This window comes from Stenotrophomonas sp. PS02300 (assembly GCF_029959395.1).
In the GTDB taxonomy this organism is placed as follows: Bacteria; Pseudomonadota; Gammaproteobacteria; order Xanthomonadales; family Xanthomonadaceae; genus Stenotrophomonas; species Stenotrophomonas maltophilia_AD.
The window spans coordinates 44,381-67,743 of record NZ_JASCOP010000007.1; the positions used below are offsets into that span (position 1 = coordinate 44,381).

General features: G+C 67.9%; 17 protein-coding genes. 4 read left to right on the forward strand and 13 right to left on the reverse strand.

Translation table 11 applies throughout. From position 1 onward, the window contains the following. Genes QMX79_RS03145 through QMX79_RS03160 form a run of 4 tightly spaced genes read right to left on the reverse strand, consistent with a single transcriptional unit; the run spans window position 1 to window position 5,804 of the window. Window positions 1-1,449 (reverse strand): 2-dehydro-3-deoxy-6-phosphogalactonate aldolase, encoded by a 1,449-nt coding sequence (locus QMX79_RS03145; protein WP_282244277.1) that lies wholly within the window; start codon window positions 1,447-1,449, stop codon window positions 1-3. Next, window positions 1,446-2,366, reverse strand: coding sequence for a 2-dehydro-3-deoxygalactonokinase (locus tag QMX79_RS03150; RefSeq protein ID WP_282244279.1), 921 nt, complete (start codon window positions 2,364-2,366; stop codon window positions 1,446-1,448). Before QMX79_RS03150 ends, QMX79_RS03145 begins: the two co-directional genes overlap by 4 nt. Next, complete coding sequence (locus QMX79_RS03155; protein ID WP_282244281.1) at window positions 2,363-3,100, reverse strand: SDR family oxidoreductase; 738 nt, start codon at window positions 3,098-3,100, stop codon at window positions 2,363-2,365. The genes QMX79_RS03150 and QMX79_RS03155 overlap by 4 nt, the downstream gene beginning before the upstream one ends. Before the next feature lie 31 nt (window positions 3,101-3,131). Further along, complete coding sequence (locus QMX79_RS03160) at window positions 3,132-5,804, reverse strand: TonB-dependent receptor (RefSeq protein WP_282244283.1); 2,673 nt, start codon at window positions 5,802-5,804, stop codon at window positions 3,132-3,134. Between the two features lie 245 nt (window positions 5,805-6,049). On the opposite strand from QMX79_RS03160, the gene QMX79_RS03165 reads away from it, so the two are divergent. Further along, a complete protein-coding gene (locus QMX79_RS03165; RefSeq protein ID WP_282244285.1) occupies window positions 6,050-6,982 on the forward strand; it encodes a dihydrodipicolinate synthase family protein in 933 nt (310 codons plus the stop codon). Further along, entirely contained in the window at window positions 6,979-8,148 is a 1,170-nt protein-coding gene (locus QMX79_RS03170; protein ID WP_282244287.1) for a mandelate racemase/muconate lactonizing enzyme family protein, read from the forward strand. The genes QMX79_RS03165 and QMX79_RS03170 overlap by 4 nt, the downstream gene beginning before the upstream one ends. A 30-nt stretch (window positions 8,149-8,178) precedes the next feature. Here the strand turns inward: QMX79_RS03170 and QMX79_RS03175 are convergent, their stop codons facing one another. The 9 genes from QMX79_RS03175 to QMX79_RS03215 all read right to left on the reverse strand — a co-directional run bounded on the left by QMX79_RS03175 (window position 8,179) and on the right by QMX79_RS03215 (window position 19,128). Beyond that, window positions 8,179-9,495, reverse strand: a complete 1,317-nt coding sequence (locus QMX79_RS03175; protein WP_282244288.1) for an MFS transporter — start codon at window positions 9,493-9,495, stop codon at window positions 8,179-8,181. A 97-nt stretch (window positions 9,496-9,592) separates the two neighbouring features. Beyond that, entirely contained in the window at window positions 9,593-10,312 is a 720-nt protein-coding gene (locus QMX79_RS03180) for a helix-turn-helix domain-containing protein (RefSeq protein ID WP_282244289.1), read from the reverse strand. A 63-nt stretch (window positions 10,313-10,375) separates the two neighbouring features. Further along, window positions 10,376-11,929 (reverse strand): autotransporter outer membrane beta-barrel domain-containing protein, encoded by a 1,554-nt coding sequence (locus tag QMX79_RS03185; protein ID WP_282244290.1) that lies wholly within the window; start codon window positions 11,927-11,929, stop codon window positions 10,376-10,378. Further along, complete coding sequence (locus QMX79_RS03190) at window positions 11,890-13,149, reverse strand: hypothetical protein (RefSeq protein WP_282244292.1); 1,260 nt, start codon at window positions 13,147-13,149, stop codon at window positions 11,890-11,892. Before QMX79_RS03190 ends, QMX79_RS03185 begins: the two co-directional genes overlap by 40 nt. 328 nt (window positions 13,150-13,477) lie before the next feature. Continuing rightward, on the reverse strand, window positions 13,478-14,545 hold the full coding sequence (locus QMX79_RS03195) for a heparan-alpha-glucosaminide N-acetyltransferase domain-containing protein (RefSeq protein WP_282244293.1): 1,068 nt from the start codon (window positions 14,543-14,545) through the stop codon (window positions 13,478-13,480). Further along, window positions 14,542-15,690 (reverse strand): N-acetylglucosamine-6-phosphate deacetylase, encoded by a 1,149-nt coding sequence (gene nagA / locus QMX79_RS03200; RefSeq protein ID WP_282244295.1) that lies wholly within the window; start codon window positions 15,688-15,690, stop codon window positions 14,542-14,544. Before nagA ends, QMX79_RS03195 begins: the two co-directional genes overlap by 4 nt. Next, window positions 15,690-16,718: an SIS domain-containing protein gene (locus QMX79_RS03205; protein ID WP_068854024.1), complete on the reverse strand. Its 1,029-nt coding sequence runs from the start codon at window positions 16,716-16,718 to the stop codon at window positions 15,690-15,692. The genes nagA and QMX79_RS03205 overlap by 1 nt, the downstream gene beginning before the upstream one ends. Window positions 16,719-16,725: 7 nt before the next feature. Continuing rightward, entirely contained in the window at window positions 16,726-17,793 is a 1,068-nt protein-coding gene (locus QMX79_RS03210; RefSeq protein WP_068854805.1) for a LacI family DNA-binding transcriptional regulator, read from the reverse strand. Window positions 17,794-17,835: 42 nt separating this feature from the next. Further along, window positions 17,836-19,128: a sugar MFS transporter gene (locus QMX79_RS03215; RefSeq protein ID WP_282244310.1), complete on the reverse strand. Its 1,293-nt coding sequence runs from the start codon at window positions 19,126-19,128 to the stop codon at window positions 17,836-17,838. Between the two features lie 413 nt (window positions 19,129-19,541). On the opposite strand from QMX79_RS03215, the gene QMX79_RS03220 reads away from it, so the two are divergent. Beyond that, entirely contained in the window at window positions 19,542-20,513 is a 972-nt protein-coding gene (locus QMX79_RS03220; RefSeq protein WP_282244316.1) for a glucokinase family protein, read from the forward strand. A gap of 62 nt (window positions 20,514-20,575) precedes the next feature. Further along, the gene (locus QMX79_RS03225) at window positions 20,576-23,239 is read left to right on the forward strand and encodes a TonB-dependent receptor (RefSeq protein ID WP_282244312.1); all 2,664 of its coding nucleotides are present in this window, start codon (window positions 20,576-20,578) and stop codon (window positions 23,237-23,239) included. Window positions 23,240-23,363: the final 124 nt, after the last annotated feature.

Here is a 23,363-nt window from a genome sequence, read left to right on the forward strand (position 1 = left end):
CTACGGATGCACCACGAACAGGCCGCCTGCTCCGGGTGAGCGGGCGAGATCGGCGTCCGACAGGCGCGCCCGCGCGGTAGTGATGAAAAGGCGTCCGTCGTCGGCGAATGCCAGGCTGCCTACGTGCGCGGCAGGTACCGGGATCGAGCGCAGGACCGCACCGTTGGGGGCGAGTTCCACCACCGCATGGCCGCCCCACATCGCCACCCACAGGTGGCCTTCCGGCCCCATCGTCATGCCATCAGGTTTGCCTGGCACGCCGAGGAAATCGGTCACCACGCGCGGTTCGCCCAAGCTGCCGGCGTCGATATCGACCGGATAGGCGAGCAGCGTGCGCGCCAGCGTATCGATCACGAACAGCGTGCGCTCGTCGGCGGAGAAGGCCATGCCGTTGGCCACGCCCAGCCCCTCTGCCACGCGCTGCGCGGGTGCTTCCTGGCGGGTTGCATGGAACAGCGCGCCACGGCCGGACAACAGGCCGCGATGCATGGAACCGCCCCACAGCCCGCCCTGGCTGTCCACCACCATATCGTTGAGCCGGCATCCCGCACCGACATCGATCTCCGGGCCGGCAGTGATGCTTCCCTCCGGCCCCAGCCGCAGGAAGTGTGTCTCTCCATTTCCCACCAGCGCGGACCCCACCCGGCCCAACGCCCACACCGGTTCGGTCAGCGGCACGCGCGTGCACACCGTACCCTCCCAGCGCAGCAGGCACGGCACGGTCGGGTCGACCCAGTACAAAGTGCCTTCGGCATCGAAGAGGGGCGACTCGCCCACCATCGTCTGCGCGGCATGCGCCAGCGTCGCCACCGGCGCGGGCGGCGCCTGCAAGGCCTGGATCCACGCGGCAGCACGCCGGCCGACGTCATCGGCGGCCCGGCCGGGACGGTACAGATCGGTGCCGACGCCGAAGGCCCGCACACCTGCGTCGCGGTATGCCCCAATGTCGCCGACGCTCGCGCCACCCACGGCGATCAGGGTCACGCCGGCCGGCAGCACCGCCGACAGCGCCGACAACTGCGGTCGCGCGCCATGGGCCGGGAACGCCTTGAGGTGGCGTGCACCGGCGGCGATGGCGGCGAACGCTTCGGATGCAGTGGCGAACCCGGGCAAGGGGATCATGCCCTTCGCCACTGCGGCAGCAATCACGGCCGGATCGGTATTGGGCGACACGCAGAACGCGCAACCGGTGGCAGCGAGCTGCTCGACCGCATCGGTGGTCACCACCGTGCCGGCACCGATCAGCATGCGCCCTTCAAAATGCGCTGCCAGTGCGGCGATGGTGGGGAACGGGTCCGGCGAATTGAGCGGCACTTCCGCCAGCCGCACGCCGGCGGTATACAGCGCCTCCACCACCGCAATCGCTTCGTCGCCGGTCAGCCCGCGCAGGATCGCGATCAGGCCCGTTTCGGCCAGTGCGCGGTTGAACACCGCATCATGCGCACTCATGCCACCGCTCCCGCTGCCTGGTGCAACGCCAGGAACCCGCGGGTCGAGGCCTGTTGCGAGGCGATGGGCCTGCCGGAGCTCCCCAGCTCCTGCAGTGCGCGCGCATACAGCGCACACACGGGCGCGGCACCGATCAACGGCACCTCATTAAATCCGTCTGCCCAGTAGCGACGCACGTCGGCGAGCTCCGCGCCGATCAGCAACCCACGCAGATAGGAAGCCCCCTCGCGCCGGGCCAGGTCACCCCGGATCACCCGCGCCCGCGCGCCGAACAGCAGGGTGGTCAATCCCGCACCGCCCTGCGCGGCACGCACGCCATCGATGAACGCCGCGCCGTCTTCGGCCGGACCGTCAACCACCGATGCCAGCAGACCCGCTGCAGTGAGCCGGTCGAAGATCTCGCCCGACATCGCGGTCATGAACTCCACCACCACGCCCTGTTCCAGCCGCACCCACTTGCTGTGCGTGCCGGGCAAGGCCACCAGTCCGGTGGCGGGAATCGTCCCGAGCGCGACCATCCCCAACAGCTCGGTTTCCTCCCCGCGCATGATGTCCGGTGAACCATCGCCGCGCCGGCAGGCCAGCCCCGGAACGATCGCCACCGCATGCGCACCGATCTGCACCTCATGCAGGCGCCCGGCGATGGCATCCGGTGATGCCGGGCAGTCCACGTATCCCGCATCACTCCAGCCGATGTTCGAGCCGATCATGCCGCTGGCGTAGATCCGCGAGGCATGTGGCCACGCCGTTGCCACCTCCTCCAGCAGGGCCTGCATCTGCGACCGCTCCAGCCCGGCAATGCCGCCCGGCTGTTCGATCGTCGCGCTGACGGTTCCGTCGGCATCGATCCGGTACGCGCGGAAGTTGGTGCTGCCCCAGTTGATGCCGATGATGTAATTCGTGTCCTGCACACTCATCGCCGGGTCACCCCTGCACCACCGTCCAATGGAAACACCGAACCGGTGATCCAGCCGCTGCGCGGCGAGGCCAGGAACAACGCCAGCTCGGCGGCGTCTCCGGGCGTACCCAAGCGCCCCAGGGGATGTCGTTGCTCGTTGCTGCGCCGGGCAGCCGCCGGATCGGCGGCGCGCGCGAACGAGGCCTGCAGCATCGGCGTGTCCACCGACGCCGGCGCGATGGTGTTGACCCGGATGTTGTCCGGGGCAAACTCCAGCGCGGCGGTGCGCGCCATTTCCTCCAGCGCGGCCTTGGAGGCGGCATACGCCGCCAGCCCCGGGGTGGCGAAACGCGCGTTGATCGACGACACCAGCACGATGCTGCCACCGCGCCCGCGCATGTCCGGCACCACCTCGCGCATCACCCGCAGCGCACCGAGCACGTTGACCGAGTACACGTCCAGCCAAAGGTCGTCGCTGCTGTCGAGCGTACTGCCCGGCGGACAGATGCCGGCGCAATGCACCAGCGCGTCAAAGGGCCCCAGCGCCGTGCGCAGGTCGGCAATCGCAGCACTGACCGCCTCCGGCGAGCGCAGGTCGGCCACGGCACTGGCGTCCGCCCCGCTCGACACGCCCTGGTCCAGCGCCGCCACCCGGGCGCCATCGGCGCGCAGCCGCGTCACCGCCGCTGCGCCTATCCCGCTGGCCGCGCCGGTCACCAGCGCCGTGCGCCCCTGCATTCCCGCCTCGCTCATGCCCTGCCCATCCTTTCCAGAGGAACCATGCTCAGAACCGGTAGGTCAGGCTGGCCTTGTAGGACCGGCCGAACACCACGTTGGTACGCAGGCCTTCGGCATAGCCGTCGAAGGTGCGCTGTTCGCTGTCGAGCAGGTTGTTGCCTTCCAGCTTCAGCGACAGGCGCTCGCTGAAATCGTAGCTCATCGATGCCGACAGGTCCTTGTAGGTATCGTTGTAGATGCCGGTGGACGCCGCCGACAACCCCACCATGCACTCGTCACGCCAGTTGTAGGCCAGGCGGATGCCGAAGGGGCCGTTCTCGTAGTAGCCGATCAGGTTGGCGTTGTTCTTGGACAGGCCCGGGAAGGTCATCGCATTGCCGTTGATGTCGGTGATCGGGGTTTCCGAGTCGATCCAGGTGTAGGTGGCCACCACGCCGAAGCCGTCGAACATGCCGCTGAAGGGCACCTGCGCCAGCAGCTCGGCGCCCTTCACCTTGGCCTTGTCGCCGTTGATCTTGCGCAGCACCAGGAAGTTGACGTTGCTGTAGGTTTCCGCGCTCTGGCGCTGCACGATGAAGGTGGACACATCCTTGTAGAACAGGCCGGCCGAGAGCAGGCCCTGGCCGCCGTAGTACCACTCCAGCGACAGGTCGTACTGGGTGGCCTTGAACGGGTCCAGGTCCGGTGCGCCGCCGCTGCCGGTGCCCGGCGAGGTCTGCACGCCGTTGGCATCGAACACGGCGTTGTTGTTGAGGGTGACGCCGTTGTTGAGGTCTTCGGTATTGGGGAAGGCGACCACTTTGGCCGCGCCGCCGCGCAGCACCAGGCTGTCGGTGATCTGCAGCTTGGCCACCGCCGAGGGCAGTACGTTGCGGTCATCCCGTTCGAAGTTCGACGGGGTCAGCACGCCGGTGCCGCTGATCAGGTTGCCGCGCGAGGTCAGGTCACGGCCCACGAAGCGCAGGCCGACGTTGCCGCCCAGCGCCATGCCGCCCACCTCGGTGTCCCAGTTGAGCTTGGCGTAGGCCTCGAGGAAGTCTTCATCGACGCTGAAGGTGGCCGAATAGGCCAGCGCGGTATTGGCCGGATCCAGGCACTGCGGGTTCTGCGAGATCTGCGGCAACGTGGTGAAGCTGTCGCAGCCGCCGAAGGTGCCGCGGAATGCCCCCAGGTAATCGCGCGGCAGGCCGGCGAACTCCCCCGGCAGGAAGTCGTTGTTGCTGTACACGCGGATGTACGGATCCATCTGCGTGACCGGAATGCCTCCGGCCGGGCGGATGTCGGCGCGGCGCGGGTCCTGCAGGCTTTCCAGGCGGCTGAAACGCGCGCCGACGTCCAGCGAGCGCAGCGGGCCGTTGTCGAAGGCCAGGCTCCAGTCGGTGCGCAGCGCGCGCGAGTCGGTCTGCGCGCGCCAGTCGTTGTCGAACAGGATGGACATGCGCCACTGCGCCGGATCGACCACGTTGACGCCACTGACATTGAAGCTGCCGAAGCTGCCGCTGCGCAGGTCGAAGTCGGTGACCGAGGTCAGCCCGGCCATCGGCGCCAGCCGCATGTAGCGCTGGTTGTAGCTGGCGGTGGAACGCCCCCAGTCCAGTTCGGCCGAACCGGTCACGCGTTCGCCGACCTGGAAGCTGGCGCGCAGCGCGCTGGACAGGGTGTCCGAATCGATGTCGGCCACTTCGGTGTTGAGCAGCACGGTGCCGGTGGATCGGCCGGCCAGCAGGATGTCGTGGTCGGAGTAGACCGCGTTGCTCAGGCCGGCGGAGGGGTTGAAGGCAATCCAGTAGCGGTCGCGCTCGGCCTTCTGCCGGGAGTAGAAGGTATCCCATGACAGCTCCACGCCATCGGCCGGGCGCCACTGCAGCACCGCGCTCAGGCCAACCTTGGTGCGGTCATCGTCGATGTTCTGCGCGCGCATGTCGGTGCTGCCGAAGCGCGTGCGGGTGGGGTCGGTCGGGTCGTTGAAGCGTGCATACCCGGAGAACGTGTCCAGACCCTGCTGCACGACGTTGCGGCGGCCGTAGGTGGCCGACAGCAGCGCACCGAAGGTGCGGTCCTCGTTGCGCCGCGAGATCAGCCCGAACGCGTTGTGGCCCCAGGAATCGGCCATGTCGTCGTAGGTGCCGGCCAGGCTGACCACGTTCTGGTCGCTGTCGCCCGACAGCGGCTGCCGGGTGTGGATGTCGACGATGCCACCCAGCCCGCCGGAAATCTGGTCGGCGCCGGCCAGCTTGGTGACTTCCAGCCGCGAGATCAGCTCGGAGGGCACCAGCGAGAGCAGGCCGTAGGTGGAGGTGGCCAGCTGGTCCAGGCCGTTGCCGCCGCGCCCGGTGGCATCGACGATCTGGCGGCCGTTGTACAGCAGCACGTTTTCTTTCAGGCCGCGCACCAGGATGTCGCTGCCCTCGCCCATGCCGCGCTCGAGCTGCACGCCGGCCACCCGGCCCAGCGATTCGGCGACGTTGGTGTCGGGCAGCTTGCCGATGTCATCGGCCACGATCGCGTCGACGATCTGCGGCGAATCGCGTTTGAGGTCGCGCGAGGCTTCCAGGCTGCCGCGGATGCCGACCACGCTCACGGCGTCGAGCGTCTGCGCCTGCGGGTCGCCGGCGGTGGTGGTGGTGGCGGGCGGAGCATCCTGTGCGGCGGCCAGCATCGGCGCCAGCAGGCAGGTGCCCAAGGCGGTGAACAAGGTGGAACGTCGAAAACGAAGCATGTATCGGCCCTCTCCCAAGGTAGGGATCCCGCTGCAGGCCCCCGACCTGCCCAGCTGGATCCAGCGCTTTTTCGTCGTTGCTGCTGCGCTGCGGCTTGGCAGCGTGTAGCTAATATAGCAATATGATTTGACCGCGCACGCTGCAATGCAGCGAAGAATCAAGACCCGCCTGTAGCGTCTGCGGCCACTTCCCTTCCATAGTGTTGCTATCCATGGCACACGCTTTCCAACAAGGACCCGGCGCAATGGCCGTTCTGCAAGGTGTCTTCCCGATCCTGCCCAGCATCTTCGACGCGCACGGCGCGCTCGACGAGGCCGGGACCGAAGCCGTGTTCGAGTACATCCTGGCCGCCGGTGCGGCCGGGGTGGTGTTTCCGGGCCTGGCCAGCGAGTACGACATGCTCACGCTGGATGAGCGCCTGCACCTGACGGCCTGCATCGGCCGCTGGAACCGCGGCCGCGTGCCGTTCATCGTCGGCGCCAGCGCCCGCACGCTGGAAGACGCGGTGCGGCTGGCCCAGGCCGGTGGCCAGGCCGGTGCGAGCGCTGCGATGGTGCTCACCCCGCACGCGCTGGCCGGTGATGCCGAGGGCATGGCCGCGTTCTTCAGCCGCCTGGCCAGCGAATCGGGCGTGGCGGTGATGCTGCAGAACGCACCGGCGCCGATGGGCGTCGGGTTGGGCGTCGACGAGGTGGTGGCACTGACCGCGCGCGTCCCCGCCATTGAATACGTCAAGGAAGAAACGATGCCCTCGGGGCATCGCATCACCGCGTTGTCCGAACGCGCCGGCAGCAGCGTGCGCGCGGTGTTCGGCGGTGCCGGCGCCCGCTATGTACTGGATGAACTCACGCGCGGTGCGGTCGGCACGATGCCGGCCTGCGAAATCACCGAGGTCCACGTGGCGATGCTGGCGGCCTGGGCGGCGGGCGATCAGTCGCGTGCGCGAACGTTGTTCGAACGCACCCTGCCGCTGCTCAGCATGCAGGCGGTGTTCCGCTGGCGCCTGACCAAGGCCATCCTGCTGCGCCGCGGCCTGATCGGCAGCGACCATGTGCGTGCCCCGGGACCGGCACTGGACCGCTTCGACGAACACGAACTGGATATCCTGCTGGATCGCATCAGCGACCTGCTGCCGTTGGACACCGTCCCCGGGCAGGCACGGAGAAGCCACGCGTGAGCCAGGTCACCCAGGTTGAAACCTTCATCCTCACCGTTCCGCGCACCACGCCCTACCTGGGGCCGCTGGGGCCGGGCGAGCGGGTCAACTCCCGCGGCTACCTGGTGCGCAGGGGCAACGGGACGCTCTACCCCACCGTGGACCGCTCGGTGCTGGTGCGCGTCACCACCGCCGATGGCGCGGTGGGCTGGGGCGAAACCTATGGCATCTGCGCGCCGCGCGCGACCTGCGAGATCATCAACGACCTGCTTGCGCCGGAACTGATCGGGCGCGAGCCGGACGACGTGGAGCAGATCTGGGACGACCTGTACGGGCTGATGCGCGTGCGTGGCTGCGGCAGCGGGTTCCACACCGATGCGCTGGCGGCGCTGGACATCGCCCTGTGGGACCTGCGCGCGCGTGCGGCCGGCCAGCCGCTGTGGGCGCTGCTGGGTGAGCGGCGGCGCGACACCATTCCCGGTTATGTATCGGGCCTGCCGGCGGCAACGGTCGCGGAGAAGGTGGCGATGGCGCACGCGTTTGCGGCGCAGGGCCACGATGCCTTCAAGGTGCATGCCGTGGTCAGCCATGAGGGCATCGTCGAAGAAATGCAGGCGCTACGCGCCGAGCTGGGCGATGCGGTGCACCTGATGGTGGACCTGCACTGGAAGTTCGATCACGCGCGGGCATTGGCGCTGGCAGGGCAACTGCTGCCGGCGCAGCTGACCTTCATCGAAGCACCGCTCAAGCCCGAGGATGTGGCCGGGCTGATCGCGTTGGGAAGCGACAGCCCCATTCCCGTCGCCGCCGGCGAAGAGTGGCCCACCGACCATGTCGCGCGGTTGCGGCTGGTCGGGGGAACGCTGGCCTACGTGCAACCGGAGATGGGCCACACCGGCATCACCCAGTTCCTGCGCATTGCCCACCTGGCGGCAACGCACGGGGTGCAGGTCGCGCCGCACGCCACCATCGGCGGCGGCATCTTCATGGCCGCCAGCCTGCATGCATCGGCGGTCATCGACGGCCTGTGGCGCCACGAGTGGCAGCACTCCATCTTCTCGCGCTCGGTGGAGATGCTCGACACCGACATGGCGTATGAGCGCGAGGGTTACACGCTGCCCTCCGGTCATGGCCTGGGCGCGCAGCCGAACGCGCGCTTCTGGGAGCACGCCGAGTTCGTTCCCTGAGCGTTGGGGCCGGACACTGTCCGGCCCTTCTCAACCTGCCGCCACCGCCTCGGCGTCCGGGCCAACCAGCGTCATTCGCGAACGCTTGGCTTTTCTCAGCGCGGTCCACGCCAGCAGCACTGCAATGGGGTGCAGGAACGCCATCAGCACGAACGCGCGGTCGAAGTTGCCGTCTGCCACCAGGTGGCCCACCACCTGCGCCGAGACCATGCCGCCGAGTGCACTGCCGCAGCCCACCAGCCCCGCCACCGACGCGATGTAGCGCGACGGGAACAGATCCACCGTCATCGCGGTGAGGTTGATCTGGTAGGTCAGGTGCGCGAAGGTCACCACGCACGCCAGCGCGAGCAGCAGCGGAATCGGCGGATGCAGCGCCACCAGCATGCCGATCGGCGCCAGGCACGCTGCACCGATCATGGTGGTCAGGCGTGCCCGCACCGGGCTCATGCCGCGCTTGACCAGCCGTCCTGATATCAGGCCCCCGCCCACGCTGCCGATGTCGGCGGCGACGTAGACGATCCACGCCAGCGAGGCGATCGCGGCCAGGCTCATGCCGCGCGCGTCGCCCAGGTATTTGGGGAACCAGAACAGGTAGAAGTACCAGACCGGATCCGCCACCGCGCGCGAGGCGACCAGCGCCCACACCGTGCGGTCGCGCGCCAGCCGGCCCCAGACGCCTTTCATCGACGCCGCCGGTGCGGTTGCCGCGGGTGTTTCCAGCGTCGGCGTGGCGACCGCCTCGACCGTTGCGGCCGCAGGCACCTCGGTGGCCGCCTGTCGCGCCGGGCGCGGATAGACGAAGTACCACGCAATCATCCACAGCAGCCCGGCCACGCCAGTGATCCAGAACGCGCTGCGCCAGCCGTAGGTCAATGCAATGCCGCCGATCAACGGCGGCGCCAGCGTCGCGCCGATCATCGCACCGGCGGTGTAGAGGCCCAGCGCCAGGCCACGCTGCGGCGCCGGGAACTGCTCCGACACCACCTTGGTGCCCACCGTGTAGTTGCCCGGCTCACCCAGCCCCAGCGCGAAGCGCGCCGCGCCCAGCTCGAACGCACTGCGTACGAAGCCGGTGGCGATGTTGGCCAGCGACCACCAGCCCACGAACAGCAGCAGCGCCACGCGCGCGCCCAGCCAGTCGGTAACCCGCCCCGCCATCACGTAGGCCGCCGCGTAGGCGAACAGGAACACCTGCACCACGCGGGCGTATTCCAGGTCGCTCATGCCCAGGTCGGCCTGGATGGTGGTGGCCAGGATCGACAGCGCCTGCCGGTCCAGGTAGTTGATCACCGTGGAAAAGAACAGCAGGGCCAGCAGCACCCACTTGGTGTTCCTGCCGCCGGTCATGCGCCCGCACGCTTGGACATTGCCGATGCCTCCCCTTCGGAAGGCTGCAACGTATTGCTATTGTAGCAACATGTCAAACCGCACTGCGGCAAAGCCCTCAGCCGATCTCGGCGGCCGCCGTGCGCAGTGCCGCGACCAGTTCTTCGGTGGCCGATTCGGGGATCCAGCCGGACATCGCAATGCCGGCATGCACCGGATCGCCCATGGCAATGGCCACGATGTGGTGGTCGCGTTCGTCGGCCACGTGCACGCGTGCGTGCCCCTGCCGCCTTGTCTGTTCCAGGGTGGCCAGCAGCTGCTCGATCCCCTCCGGGAACATCGGGATGGGGCGGTCGGCGTACAGCTCGCGCACCTCCTCGTCGGACAGCTGCGCCAGCAGCACGATGCCGATGCCGCTGGTGGTCGCCGGCAGCAGGCCGATGCGGCCCAGGCCCCGCGCCGCCTCGATTCCCGGCGGCGCATGGAACAGGTAGCTGACGCTGTCGTTCCACAGTACGCCCAGCGCCACGGTATGGCCGAACCGCCGCAGGTGCTCGAGCACGGGCAGCGCGCGGCGGATCAGCCCGGAGGCGAACAGGCTCTGCGCGGCCAGCACGTGCATGCCCGGGCCGGCGGTGTATTTGCGGTCGGCGGTCTGCCGGGCAATGCCCAGGTAGGCCAGCGTCTTGAGCAGCCGGTTGACCCGGGTGGGGTTGGCATCCAGCTGCCGGGCCAGTTCGCGGCAGCCCACCGGCTCGGGCGAGGACGCCAGCGCCTGCAGGGTCGCGATACCGTCGATCAGGCTCTGGTTGGGCTGGGCATTGGGCTTGGTTCGCATCCGGAAAGCGTACTTCCCCGCCGGAGGTAATGCCACCAATAGCAACACAATGCCCGGTTCCCGCTAGAAATCGAACCGCATCCCCACCGTGCCTTCGATCACCTTGAGCTCCTTCTGACGGCTGCTTTCCAGGTCGCGCGTGTAGTCGGCGACCGCAAACGCGCTGACATTGGCGTTGAAGCGCGCCACCACCCCGAAGCCGACTTCCAGCGCGCGCGAATCCTGCTGGTTGGTGATGCGGTTGCTGTCGAAGTCGATGCGGTCTTCGCCATCGAGCGTCTGCCAGTAGTTGAGCTTGAAGTACGGCTGCCACCCGTTGCCGGCAATGTCGTAGTCGGCAGCCACGCGCAGGCCGACGCGGCCGGTCCAGGCGTTGTCGGCATTGAAGCGCAGCTGCGCGATGCGGTCGGCGGTATCGTCCACCGAGGTGCGCTGCCAGATCACCTGCACCTGCGGTTCCAGCCACCAGGCCGACTGGCCAAAGCGCAGCAGCGGCTTGCCCAGCTCCACCGACGCCGTGGTGCCGTCACCCTCCACGTCTATTCCGATGCCACGCGCGGAGGTGGCCTCGCCGTCGTAACGGCTCTGCATGACCACCACGTCCAGGTAGCCGCCCGCGCTGCCGGTGCGCGTCCAGTACAGGCCCACGTGCTTGTCATCCAGGCGGGTGCTGCCCACCGCGACGTTTTCCCAGCCGATCGCAAAGCCGTTGACGTTGCCCTGCGCACGGGTGCGGCCGACGAATACGCCGAACTGATCGCGGCGGCTGTCGTCGGCGTTGGCGTACAGGTCCAACCCGGCCTGCACGCCCTGGATGTCACCGTCGAACCCGGGCTGGGCATCGCCCTCCCAGTGCTGGTCGTGGCTTTGCCCGACCAGCCGTGCCCATGCCGCGCGGACACCGCCCTGCCCGGCCAGGATGCGCTGCTCGCCCTGGCGTTCGTGGAAGGTTCCCAGGCTGGCCAGGCTGGTCTCGCGCAACAGCGGCGGCACTACCGAGTCCACGCTGGTCTCCAGCCGATACAGGGGGACGACGGCCTCTTCGGAAGGACGTGCATCCGGCGTCGGCGGCACTGCCAGCGGACCGGGAATGGCGGCCACCTCGGTCGGTACCGGTGGCGGCACCTCCACCTGCGGTTCCGGCACCGGCGGCGGCGGGGCCGGTTCCGGTGGGGGTGCCGGCTCTGCGGCCACCGGGTCTGGATTCTCGGGGACATCCGGTGAGGGGGGCGGCGGCAGCGCAGGCGGCGGCGCCCCCTGCGCCTCCGGCGGCGGTGGCTCAGGCGTCACCGAGCCCAGACCCGTCGGCGGTGAAGTCGCCGCGGCGACCACTCCGTTGACCAGGGTCGAACGCAGGTACCAGTTCTCGCCACTCCCTGCGCTGACGCCGCCCTTGAACAGGAAATATTCAAATGCACCGGCCGCCACCGGGCTGTACAACGCGAACGCGTTGGCGCTGGTGCTGGCACCGTTGATCGCCTGCACCACCAGGATGCCGTCGGCCACCGTTTCGGTGCCTGCGCCGCCCGCATTGAGGATGCCCACGCCGGTGGTGCCGTCGGCAACGCCGTTGGAGATCACCAGCCGGTCCGACGCGGAGTCGTCCGCGCCCAGCACCGTGTCCAGGTACAGCGCGCCGCCGTTGCCGGTGTAATGCCGGCGATGGTGAACGCGTCGCCCGCACCGTTGGTGCCATTGGTCAGGTCGATCCGCCCTGCGTTGGTCACGCTCACCGGCAATGCAGCGTTGAAGGCAACGATGCTGGCATTGACGCCGCCGCCGAACAGCGTGCTGGTGGCGTCGACATCGAGCGTACCGGTGCCGCTGGCGCTGTCGCCCAGGCCCAGGTCGCCATCGAAGGTGAGCTGGGTGTCATTGCGCAGCGCCACCGCTTCCCAACCGGTGAAACGCGCCACGCCGCTGGTCTTGACGTTGTCCATGCTCAACGTGTCATTGCCCAGGCCACCGGCGAAGCCGGGCAATGCGCCCAGGTGGGCGACGTTGAGATCGGCCAGCGCAGCCGTGTCGTCTCCCTCGCCCATGTCGACCAGGCCATGCACCACCCCACCGCCGCTCCAGTCCACACGGTCATTGCCGAAGCTGAGGCGGATCTCGCCACGCACGGTGCCGCCGGTGATGGTCACCGAATCGTTGCCGCCGCTGACGCTGATGTTGCCGCCGATGTAACCATCGGAGAGCACGATGGTGTCGTTGCCGAAGCCGGTGACGAGGTTGCCGTCGATGGTGCCGCCGGACATCAGGAAGGTGTTGTCTTCCAGCTTCATGTTGACCCGGCCGATGCGGCCGCCGGTCATTTCGCCGTAATCACCGTCATCGAACGCGCCGACGATGCGCCCGTCGGTCATGCGGAAGCGGTCGAGACCATCGCCCTGCAGCAGCGCACCGATGGTGCCGCCGGTCATCAGGAACGTATCCATGCCCGACCCCTGCTGCACCGTGCCGGTCACCGTCCCACCGCTGACCTCGAGGCTGTCCAGGCCTTCGCCCTGGTCGATGCGGTCCATCGTTCCGTCGCGGATGACGATGGCATCGCTCCCTACGCCCTGGAGAACGCCGCCGCTGAGCGTACCGCCCAGCATCTCGAACCGGTCGGCGCCGGTCCCGAAAATGATGCCGCTGGATCCACTGATGACGCCGCGGTTGATGACGGTCGTGGCCGCATTGGTCACGATGGCGCCGCCGCCGGTGTTGCTGATCGTGCCGCGGTTGTCGATCAGATGCCCCGCCCCGCCATTGAGACCGATCGATGCGCCTCCGGCGACCACCAATTGCGCACCGCTCTCTACGTTGATGGTGACGTTGCTGGAGCCAACCACACTGGTGATCGCGGTGGTCTGGGGACTGGGCGGACTTGCCGTACAGGTGACGGTCTGGCCAGTCGCCGGTGCGGTGTTATCGCAACCGGCCCAGGCGGGACTGGTGGCTGCCAGCAGCGCGGCGCCACAGGCCAGGCGGGTGATACGGCCGATTCAGTCGGCCAACGGGTGCTTCGACAACGCGATCCTGGGGCGCATGACCCGATCCTTTTCCATAGGAAGGAATACGGCTGTACGACTACGCGTGCGCTTTCAGTAAAACTACTGCCCCCGTGCGCGTAGTCTTACTGTCCAGGATGTGATGGCCGGGTATAGAAACCGTGAGGGGTCAGATCTTGAGGTAGATCCGCCGCGCATCCATCACCCAGGCGACCACCCACCAGGCCAGGACGAAGCCCACCGCGCACAGCAGCGACGCGAGTTCCGGCATCGAAGGCAACCGCTGCAGCAGCGCGGCGTAACACGCCGCCCAGGCACCACCGGCGATCAGTACCAGCGCCATCACCGACGAACCCAGGTAGGCGGCAATCGCGTTGACACCGAAACGGCGGCCCACTGCAGGCCAGCGATGGCGGTCAACGAGAAAATGCGCCAGCAGCAGCGCCATGATCGACAGGCCACCGGTCCACAGCACGTAGCTGGGCGTCCACAGGTTCTTGTTGAACGGCAGCACCGGTGCCAGCAACAGCCCGCCGCCCAGCAGTACCAGCCCCAATCCCGCCAGCGCGCCCAGGCTGCCGGCACGCAGCCAGCGCCCGGCAATCAGCCCCAGCAACGTGGTGGCGATGGCACCGGCGCTGCTGAGCAGGCCTTCCGGGTCATGCCCGAGCCTGGTGATGGCGTCGTACTTGTAGAGAAACGGTGCGAACAGCGCGGTATCGACGCGACTGACCGGGTTGAGCCACGGCTCCAGCGTATCGGCTCCCAGCAGCAGCGCCGCATAGCCCAGCAACAGGCCGCCCAATACCGCCCACTGCGTGCGTTGCCGGGTGTGGATGGCCAGCAGGCCGACCACCGCCACGCACAGCGCGATCCGCTGCAGCACGCCCCACAGCCGGTAGGCCGGCAGTTCGAACAGCCACCACGCCAGCACGTGCAGCAGCGCGCCAGCGACGAGGATGCGCAGCGCACGTTGCAGCAGCGTACGGCCCAGCGCCGGGCGCAGGTCGGGATCAGTGGCGCGTGGCACCAGGCTGAAGGCCATCGATACGCCGGCAATGAACAGGAAAAGCGGGAAAATCAGATCGGTCGGCGTGAAGCCATGCCAGTCCGCATGCAGCAGCGGCGCGTACACATGGCCCCAGTCGCCAGGGTTGTTGACCAGCAGCATGGCGGCCACGGTCAGCCCGCGCAGGGCATCGATGGAGCCCATGCGCGACGAGGATGGAATGCTCATGCGTCCTCGCGCTGGCCGGCAATCCAGGTGGCGCGCACCTGCAGCGCCTCGTCGAGCAGCACCAGGTCGGCCTGGTAGCCTTCGGCGATCTCACCCAGGCGATCATCGACGTTGAGGAACTGCGCCGGATAGCGCGACGCCATCCGCGCGGCCTCCTCCAGCGACAGGCCCAACAGCTGCACCGTATTGCGCACGGCCGTGGCCATGTCCAGCGCCGAACCGGCGAGCGAACCGGCCGCATTGCGCACCACCCCGTCCACGGCGGTGATCACTTCGCCATAGAGTTCGTAGCTGGGGTTGTCGGCACCCACCGGCGGCATCGCATCGGTGACCAGCATGACCTTGCCCTGCGGCTTGGTCGCCAGTGCCACGCGCAGGCTGGCCGGGTGCACGTGCACGCCATCGGCGATGATGCCGACCCAGCTGCCGCGATCTTCCAGTGCTGCGCCCACGGCGCCGGGTTCACGCCCGGTCAGCGGTGACATCGCGTTGTACAGATGGGTGAAACCGCGGATGCCGGCATCCAGCCCTGCGCGTGCTTCCTCATACGTTGCCGCGGTATGCCCGGCGGCCACGATCACGCCGCGTTCGACCAGCGCGCGGATGCTGTCCAGCGGCACCCGCTCCGGGGCCAGGGTCAGCAGGGTCACGCCATTGTCGAGCGAGGCCGCCATGGCGATCTCGTCGGCATCGGGCACGCGGAACTTGTTGGCATCGTGTGTGCCTTTGCGTGCCGGTGCGATGTACGGCCCTTCCAGGTGGATGCCGATCACCCCGGGCACGCCGGCGGCAATGGCCTGGCGGGTCGCGTCGATCGCCTTGCGCATCACCTGCACATCGTCGCTGATCAGCGTCGGCAGCAGCGCGGTGGTACCGAAGCGGCGGTGCGCGGCGGCCAGCGTGCGCAGGCTCTCCACGTCGGGCGTGTTGTTGAACAGCACGCCACCGCCACCATTGACCTGCGCATCGATGAACCCGGGCAGCAGCCAGCCACCGCCCAGGTCCACCTGCTCGGCCGCACTGCCCAGCTGCGGCGCGGCGTCGGACACCAGCGCGGTGATGCGCCCGGCTTCGATCACCACCGCGAGGTCATCGCGGAAGCCGTCGGCGGTGAGGATGCGGGCATTGCGCAGGACGGTCTTCATCAGACGGTCTCCGTGACCTTGTTCAGGTGCGGCGGCAGGTCGGGATTGTGGCCGCGACGCAGTGCCAGCGCGTTGATGGCCTTGTAGAACGCCTGCACGGTCAGCAGCGGTGCGCAGGCGGGGTGCGGTGCCTGCGGCAGCGGCAGGTCGCCATCCGGTGCGGCCAGCCAGACCTGCGCGTCACGCGCGGCGAACTCGGCGGCCACCGCACGGGTGCCCGCGCCGGTTTCATCGGGCTGGGCGAAGGCCAGCACCGGGAACCCCGGGCCCACCAGCGCCATCGGCCCGTGCTTGACCTCGGCCGAGCTGTAGGCTTCGGCGTGCAGGCCGCAGGTTTCCTTGAACTTCAGCGCCGCTTCCTGCGCTGCGCCCAGGCCCAGGCCACGGCCGACCACGAACAGGTTGTGCGCCGGCACCAGGCCATCGGTCAGTGCGGACCAGTCGCTGTTCCAGGCCTGGCGCAGTGCGTCGGGCAGCGTGCGCAGCGAGGCGATCAGCCCGGCATCCTGGCTCCAGTACGCCACCAGCTGCAGGATCGCCGACAGCGATGCGAGGTAGCTCTTGGTGGCCGCCACGCTGCGTTCGGCGCCGGCACCCAGCGGAATCACGGTTTCGGCCAGCTGCGCCAGCGGCGAATCTTCCACGTTGACCAGCGCCACCACGCGCGCGCCAGCCGCGCGCGCGGCTTCGGCGTTGCGCAGCAGGTCCGGGCTCTTGCCGGACTGCGAAATGACGATGTACAGCGCGCCGCGCAGCTGCAGCGGGGATTCGTACACCGAACCCACCGACGGCGAGGCCGAGGCAGTAACCAGGCCGAGCTTGGTTTCCAGCAGGTACTTGGCGTAGGTGGCGGCGTGGTCGGAGCTCCCGCGTGCGCAGGTCACCACGAACGGCGGCGGCGCCGCGCGCAGGGTCGCGGCCAGCGTCTGCACCGTCGCTTCGTTGCGCGCGAACTGCGCGGCGATCACGTCGGCCGCTTCGGCGGCTTCGCGGAACATCAGGGTGTCGTGCGGGGCTGGCAGGGACATGCGGGGCTCAGGTGGTTTCAGGGGTGGGGGGCCGCGTGCCGACCGGCCGCATCGGCGCGGTGGAACCACGCACGACCAGCTGCGGGACGAAGCCCTGGTTCTGCAGCTGCAGCGGTGCATCGTCGTACGCATCGCTGCGCAGCTGCGCGATCAACAGGCGCGCGGCATGCCGCGCGATGTCTTCGGTGGCCTGCTTGGCGGTGGTCAGCGGCGGCCAGGACTGGCGCGAGAACGGGCTGTCCTCGAAGCCGGCAATGGAGAGGTCGTAAGGCACGTTCATGCCGGCCGACTTGGCCGCGGCGAGCACGCCGGCGGCGATTTCATCGTTGGAACCGAAAATCGCGGTAGGCGGTTCGCGCAGCGCCAGCAGGCGGCGCGCGCCACGGAAGCCGTCGTCGAAGGTGTAATCGCCCTGCACCACCAGGTGCTTGTCCACGGTCATGCCGTAGTCGCGCAGCGCGGCTTCATAACCGGCATGGCGTTCGCCGCTGGAACGGTGCGAGGAGCCGCCCCATAGGAAGCCGATGCGCTGGTGGCCAAGCTGGATCAGGTGCTCGGTGATTTCGTAGGCGGCCTCGCGGTCGTCCACGAACACGCACGCGCCATCCTGCGGGTCGGCGGTGGCGGCGATGATGCGGACCAGCTTGATGCCCCGCGCGGTCAGCGCGGCGACCAGGTCGCGGCGTTCGGACATCGGCGCGGTCAGCACCAGCCCGGCCAGGCGCGATCGCTGTACCCAGTCGGCGAGCTCTTCGGCCAGCATCGGCGAACTGGAATCGCAGGGGTGGATCTGCAGCCCGAAGCCGGTCTCGCGGCAGGCGGCCAGCACGCCGTTCTGCACGCCGATGATGTGGTACGGGTTGGGGTTGTCGTAGACCAGCCCGATCACCAGCGTGGTGCCGGTACGCAGGTTGCGTGCGGCGGGATCGGGCTCGTAATCGAGTTCGGCGATGGCGCGCAGCACGCGCGCGCGCGTGGCCTGCATGACCGACGGTTCGTTGTTGATGACCCGCGAAACGGTCTTCAACGACACCTTGGCCCGTTCGGCGACATCCTTGATGGTCGCTCTACGCATGCTCTTTTCCTGGCTCACCGGTTGGGCGTCCATGATCGCCGATCACTGCCCGTCGCGGGGCAGCCCGACCCGGTGGCCGTGCAGGGAGTAGAACAGGATGTACAGGTAGCACGGCACCATCAGGCCCGCGAACACCCACTGGAAGTCGAAATGCTGCTTCAGCACGGCGAACGCCTGCGGGATGATCGCGCCACCGGCGATGGCCATCACCAGCAGCGCCGAGCCGGTTTCGGTGAAGCGGCCCAGGCCCCGGATCGCCAGCGGGAAGATCGCCGGCCACATCATGGCGTTGGCAAAGCCCAGCGCGGCCACGAAGCCGACCGAGACGTAGCCATGGGTGAACAGTGCACCGATGCAGAACAGCACGCCCAGGCTGGCCGAGATGCTCAGGTAGCGCGACTGCGAGACCAGGTGCGGAATCAGCGCCAGGCCGGCCAGGTAGCCCACCAGCATCGCGAACAGGGTGATGGAGGTGAACAGCTTGGTCTGGTCCAGCGGCAGGCCGAACCCGTGCCCGTAGGTGCCGATGGCATCACCGGCCATCACTTCCACGCCCACGTACACGAACAGGCACAGCACGCCCAGCCACAGGTGCGGGAACTGGAAGATGCTGCTGCGTTCGGCCAGGCCGGGCGCACGCGCCGGGGTGGCGTTGGCTTCGGCGGTCTTGATCTCCGGCAGTGGCGAGAACAGCACGCCCACCGCCAGCACCACCAGCAGGCCGGCCATGGCCATGTACGGCATCTGGATCTTGGCCGCGAAGGTATCCAGCAGCGCATTGCGGGTCACCGGATCGGCGCTGGCCACCTGCTCGGACAGGTCGCCGATGCCGTGCAGCACCAGGGTGCCGATCAGGAACGGGGCGATCATGCCGGCGATCTTGTTGCAGATGCCCATCAGCGCGATGCGCCGCGCGGCCGTTTCGATCGGGCCCAGGATGCTGATGTACGGATTCACCGCCGTCTGCAGCAGGGCCAGGCCGCTGCCGATGATGAACAGGCCGCTGAGCGCGCCGGGGTACCAGCGCTGCTGCGCGAAGTGCGCGAACACCACCGCACCGGCGGCCATCACCAGCAGGCTCAGGCTCAGGCCTTTCTTCATGCCGGTGCGCTTGAGGATCCACGAGGCCGGCAGCGCCAGGAAGAAGTAGGACAGGTAGAACACCATCAGCACCAGGAAGGCGCCGACCTCGTCCAGTTCGAAGGCCAGTTTGACGAAGGTGATCAGCGGGCCGTTGAGCCAGGTGAAGAAGCCGATCAGGAAGAACAGCACCCCGATGATGAGGATCGAGGTGGCCACGCTCGAACGCGCGGTAGCAGCAGGCACTGCGGACATCTGGAAGGCTCCTGCATCGACGGCGCGCGGGCGGCGTCGGAAGAGTGGCTGGGAACAACGTTGTCACATTTATTCGATGGGCCACCCGCCTTTGTCAACAATTGGTTTCCGCGCAACTCCGCGAAAACGGCATGCTGCAGTTGCACAGAAACCCCGCAATGCCCCGCCGCACCTTCACACAGCCCCTGATTGCAACGGCTTTACGAAATCTTGACGGGAGTGGACTGAAAACGTTTTCTTGTGACGTAGGTCGCTGCGGCGCAGCATCGAAAGTGTCAGGTTGTCGTTGACATCGTTGTCAGAACGATTACAGACTCCGCTCAATCGCCGGGTCCAGACCTGGCCGTACGTATCCCAAGGGAGCCCGTGTGACCGCAGCCGCCCACGCCGTACCGGCCCATGTCCCCGCCGCGATGCCGCCGTTCCTGGCCGCCGACGTGGGCGGCACGCATGTCCGCGTGGCCCGTGTACAGGCCAGCCAGGATCCGGCCCATCCGGTCCAGCTGCTCGAATACCGCAAGTTCCGCAATGCCGACTACGCCGGCCTGAGCGCCATCCTGCAGGCCTTTATCGCCGACGGCGAGCGCCCCGCGCACTGCGTGGTGGCCACTGCCGGCTATGCCCGCGAAGACGGCACGGTGATCACCGCCAACGTGCCGTGGCCGCTGTCGGCGCGCCAGATCGAGGCCGACCTGGGCCTGGAAACGGTGTACATCGTCAATGACTTCGAAGCCGTTGCCTACGCCGCCGCGCAGGTCGATGCCAGCGGCGTGCTGCAGCTGACCGGCCCGGCCACCGCGCCGCGCGGCCCGACCCTGGTGGTCGGCCCGGGCACCGGGCTGGGTGCGGCGCTGTGGATCCCGACCGCGCACGGTGCGGTGGTGCTGGCCACCGAAGCCGGCCAGCCGACGCTGGCGGTGAGCACCGAACTGGAAATGGCGATCGTGCGGCAGATGCAGCGCGAGCTGGCGCACGTCTCGGTCGAACATGCACTGTCCGGCCCGGGCCTGATGAATCTCTACCGTGCCCTGTGCGCGATCGAAGGCCAGCCGGCCGTGCTGGCCACGCCCGATGCGATCACTGCGGCCGCCGTCAGCAACCAGGACCCGCTGGCCCGCCAGAGCCTGGATGTGTTCTGCGGCCTGCTCGGAAGCACCATCGGTGACATGGCGCTGCAGTACGGCGCCCAAGGTGGCGTGTACCTGGCTGGCGGGATCCTGCCGCAGATCCGCGAATTCCTGTTGAACAGCGCCTTCGTGTCCCGGTACCTCAACAAGGGACCGATGCGCGAGGCGCTGGAACGCATACCCGTGAAGGTGGTCGAGCACGGGCAGCTGGGCGTCATCGGCGCCGCAAGCTGGTACCTCGGCCGCACGGACGCTTGAACGCACGCATCGCAAACCGCACGCCGTCGCTGGCGCACCAACGATTGATGAGGAGAGACATCATGAACCACCGCAAGAGCCTGCTTTCGGCAGCCATTTTCAGCTGTATCGCCTTCGGCGCCCACGCCCAGGATGCACAGCCGTCCCCCACCGACCTGGACACCGTGACCGTCACCGGTATCCGTGGTTCGATGGAGAAATCCCTCGACACCAAGCGTGAAGCCAATGCACGCCTGGAAGTGGTGACCGCCGAAGACGTCGGCAAGCTGCCGGCGCACAACGTGGCCGACACCCTGCAGCGCCTGCCGGGCGTGAACATCAGCTCGTCCAGCGCCGACGAAGGCGGCTTCGACGAAGCCGACCGCGTCAGCCTGCGCGGCACCAGCCCCAGCCTCACCCAGACCCTGATCAACGGCCACACCGTCGGCTCGGCCGACTGGTTCGTGCTCAGCCAGGGCAACAACGTCGGCCGCAGCGTCAGCTACTCGCTGCTGCCTTCCGAACTGGTCAGCTCGGTGGAAGTGAACAAGTCCTCGCAGGCCAAGCTGCAGGACGGCGGCACCACCGGTACGGTCAACATCATCACCCGCACCCCGCTGCAGTTCTCCAAGCAGCTGAGCGCCGAAGCGTCGCTGGGCGTGGTGCGTTCGGACCAGGCCGACTCCAACGACCCGCAGTTCTCGGGCCTGTTCAACTACAAGAATGCCGACAGCACCTTCGGCGTGCTGGTGCAGGGCTTCTACCAGAAGCGCGAACTGCGCCGCGAAGCGCAGGAAATCCCGGGTGGCTTCACCAAGATCTCGGCCACCGATCCGGTCGCCGCGACCAACCCGGACCTGATCGGCGTGAGCGTGCCGGGCCTGCTGGGTTCGACCCTGTTCGAACAGACCCGTGAGCGCAAGGGCGGCCTGGTCACCCTGCAGTGGAAGCCGATCGACAGCCTGACCCTGGGCCTGAGCGGCTTCTCCTCCGAGCTGGAAGCGAACAACTACAACCGCAACTTCATGCTGTGGGGCGGCAACTTCGCCAAGAGCCAGGCGCCGAACCCGGGCTACACCGTCACCGACGGCGTGCTCACCAACGCCACCTACGCAGGCGTGCCGGGCACCAACTACGCCGTGTACGACATGATCTACCGCGAGGCGACGGCCAAGACCAGCTACGTCACCTTCGATGCCGACTGGGCGATCAACGACAACCTGACCGCCAAGTTCCAGGCCGGTACCACCAAGGGCACCGGCGAGACCCCGCGCCAGTTCATCGCCGAAGTCACCCTGGGCCAGGGCGGCGGCGCCAGCTGGGCCACCCATGGCGCCGGTTCCCCGGCCGACTGGAGCGTGGGCGGCGACATCAGCCCGAGCGGCGTGAGCAGCTTCGGCACCTGGGGCAACCAGCTGGTCAAGGCCGAGGACGAAGAGAACTGGGCCTCGCTGGACTTCAACCAGTACTTCACCAACGGCGGCGCGCTGAGCTCGATCGACTTCGGCGTTCGCTTCGCCGACCACGAGCGTGAAGCGCTGTCGCCGGAAGGCGCCAGCCCGGGCGACATCTGGTCGGCCCTGCAGGGCAGCGCCACCGGCCAGTACCCGAGCAACTTCGCCAGCGGCATCGGCGGCACCTTCCCGCGCGATATCTGGTACTACACGCCGGACGCGCTGCAGACCGCCATCCTCAACAACTCCACCTGGCTGTCCAACAATGACGGCCCGACCGGTCGCCACAATTACGGCGCCGAGTGGAAGGTGAAGGAAAAGAACTTCGCCGGCTACGTGCAGGCCAACTTCACCGGTGACTGGTGGAGCGGCAACGTCGGCCTGCGCTACGTCAACATCAAGCAGGACATCGACACCTACCTGGCGGTGTCTGATGCGGCGCGCGCCGATGTGAGCAGCCTGTTCGGCATGTGGCAGCGCCAGGCCTTCCAGAACAAGCACGACCGCGTGCTGCCGAGCGCCAACATCAAGTTCGACCTGGACAAGGACCTGGTGCTGCGCGTGGCCGCGTCGCAGACCCAGACCCTGCCGGACTACTCGGCGCTGGGTGCCTCTGCATGGGGCTCGGACCTGAACCGTACCGGTGGCGGCGGCAACCCTGACCTGAAGCCGACGCTGTCGACCAACCTGGACGCCAACCTCGAGTGGTACTTCATGCCGCGCGGCCTGCTGTCGATCGGTGCGTACCACATGGACATGAAGGATTACATCGCCTTCGACGTGGTCAACAAGCAGCTCTACAGCGAACTGACCAACCAGCTTGAAACCTACGCGGTGTCCACCCCGATCAACGCCGACGGCAAGGTCACCGGCGTGGAAGCGGCCTACGAACAGCCGATCGGCGACAACTTCGGCTTCACCGCCAACTACACCTACGCCAACGGCAGCTCGGCGCACACCTGGGCCGACGGCAGCCACAACCTGCTGGGCACCTCGAAGAACACCTACAACGTGGGTGCCTACTTCGAGAACGACACCTTCGGCGCACGCGTCACCTACACCCGCCGTTCCTCGTTCCTGATCAGCCTGTCCGGCGCCAACCCGTACTACCAGGATGATTTCGGCACGCTGTCGGCCTCGCTGAGCTACAAGGCCACCGACTGGCTGAGCATCACCCTGGACGGCCTGAACCTCAACAACCCGACCTACAAGTACTACCAGAGCGCGGCGATCCCGACCTCGTTCTACTCCAACGGTCGCCAGTACTACCTGAACTTCCGCTTCAAGTACTAATGTGGCATTGGTGTGCCGGCCAACGGCCGGCGCTACCCAGTGGGCCGTTCCGGCCCACTGAAAACGGGCCCGGAACCGGGCCCGGTTTTTTTTAACCGCCCCAAAGGAATGACCCCCAGCCCCC

Excerpts from the sequence above, each read along its gene's own strand:
- QMX79_RS03145 (WP_282244277.1), bottom strand. The coding sequence starts at position 1,449 with ATGAGTGCGCATGATGCGGTGTTCAACCGCGCACTGGCCGAAACGGGC.
- QMX79_RS03150 (WP_282244279.1), bottom strand. The coding sequence starts at position 2,366 with ATGAGTGTGCAGGACACGAATTACATCATCGGCATCAACTGGGGCAGC.
- QMX79_RS03155 (WP_282244281.1), bottom strand. The coding sequence starts at position 3,100 with ATGAGCGAGGCGGGAATGCAGGGGCGCACGGCGCTGGTGACCGGCGCG.
- QMX79_RS03160 (WP_282244283.1), bottom strand. The coding sequence starts at position 5,804 with ATGCTTCGTTTTCGACGTTCCACCTTGTTCACCGCCTTGGGCACCTGC.
- QMX79_RS03165 (WP_282244285.1), top strand. The coding sequence starts at position 6,050 with ATGGCCGTTCTGCAAGGTGTCTTCCCGATCCTGCCCAGCATCTTCGAC.
- QMX79_RS03175 (WP_282244288.1), bottom strand. The coding sequence starts at position 9,495 with ATGACCGGCGGCAGGAACACCAAGTGGGTGCTGCTGGCCCTGCTGTTC.
- QMX79_RS03180 (WP_282244289.1), bottom strand. The coding sequence starts at position 10,312 with ATGCGAACCAAGCCCAATGCCCAGCCCAACCAGAGCCTGATCGACGGT.
- QMX79_RS03195 (WP_282244293.1), bottom strand. The coding sequence starts at position 14,545 with ATGAGCATTCCATCCTCGTCGCGCATGGGCTCCATCGATGCCCTGCGC.
- nagA (WP_282244295.1), bottom strand. The coding sequence starts at position 15,690 with ATGAAGACCGTCCTGCGCAATGCCCGCATCCTCACCGCCGACGGCTTC.
- QMX79_RS03205 (WP_068854024.1), bottom strand. The coding sequence starts at position 16,718 with ATGTCCCTGCCAGCCCCGCACGACACCCTGATGTTCCGCGAAGCCGCC.
- QMX79_RS03210 (WP_068854805.1), bottom strand. The coding sequence starts at position 17,793 with ATGCGTAGAGCGACCATCAAGGATGTCGCCGAACGGGCCAAGGTGTCG.
- QMX79_RS03215 (WP_282244310.1), bottom strand. The coding sequence starts at position 19,128 with ATGTCCGCAGTGCCTGCTGCTACCGCGCGTTCGAGCGTGGCCACCTCG.
- QMX79_RS03220 (WP_282244316.1), top strand. The coding sequence starts at position 19,542 with ATGCCGCCGTTCCTGGCCGCCGACGTGGGCGGCACGCATGTCCGCGTG.
- QMX79_RS03225 (WP_282244312.1), top strand. The coding sequence starts at position 20,576 with ATGAACCACCGCAAGAGCCTGCTTTCGGCAGCCATTTTCAGCTGTATC.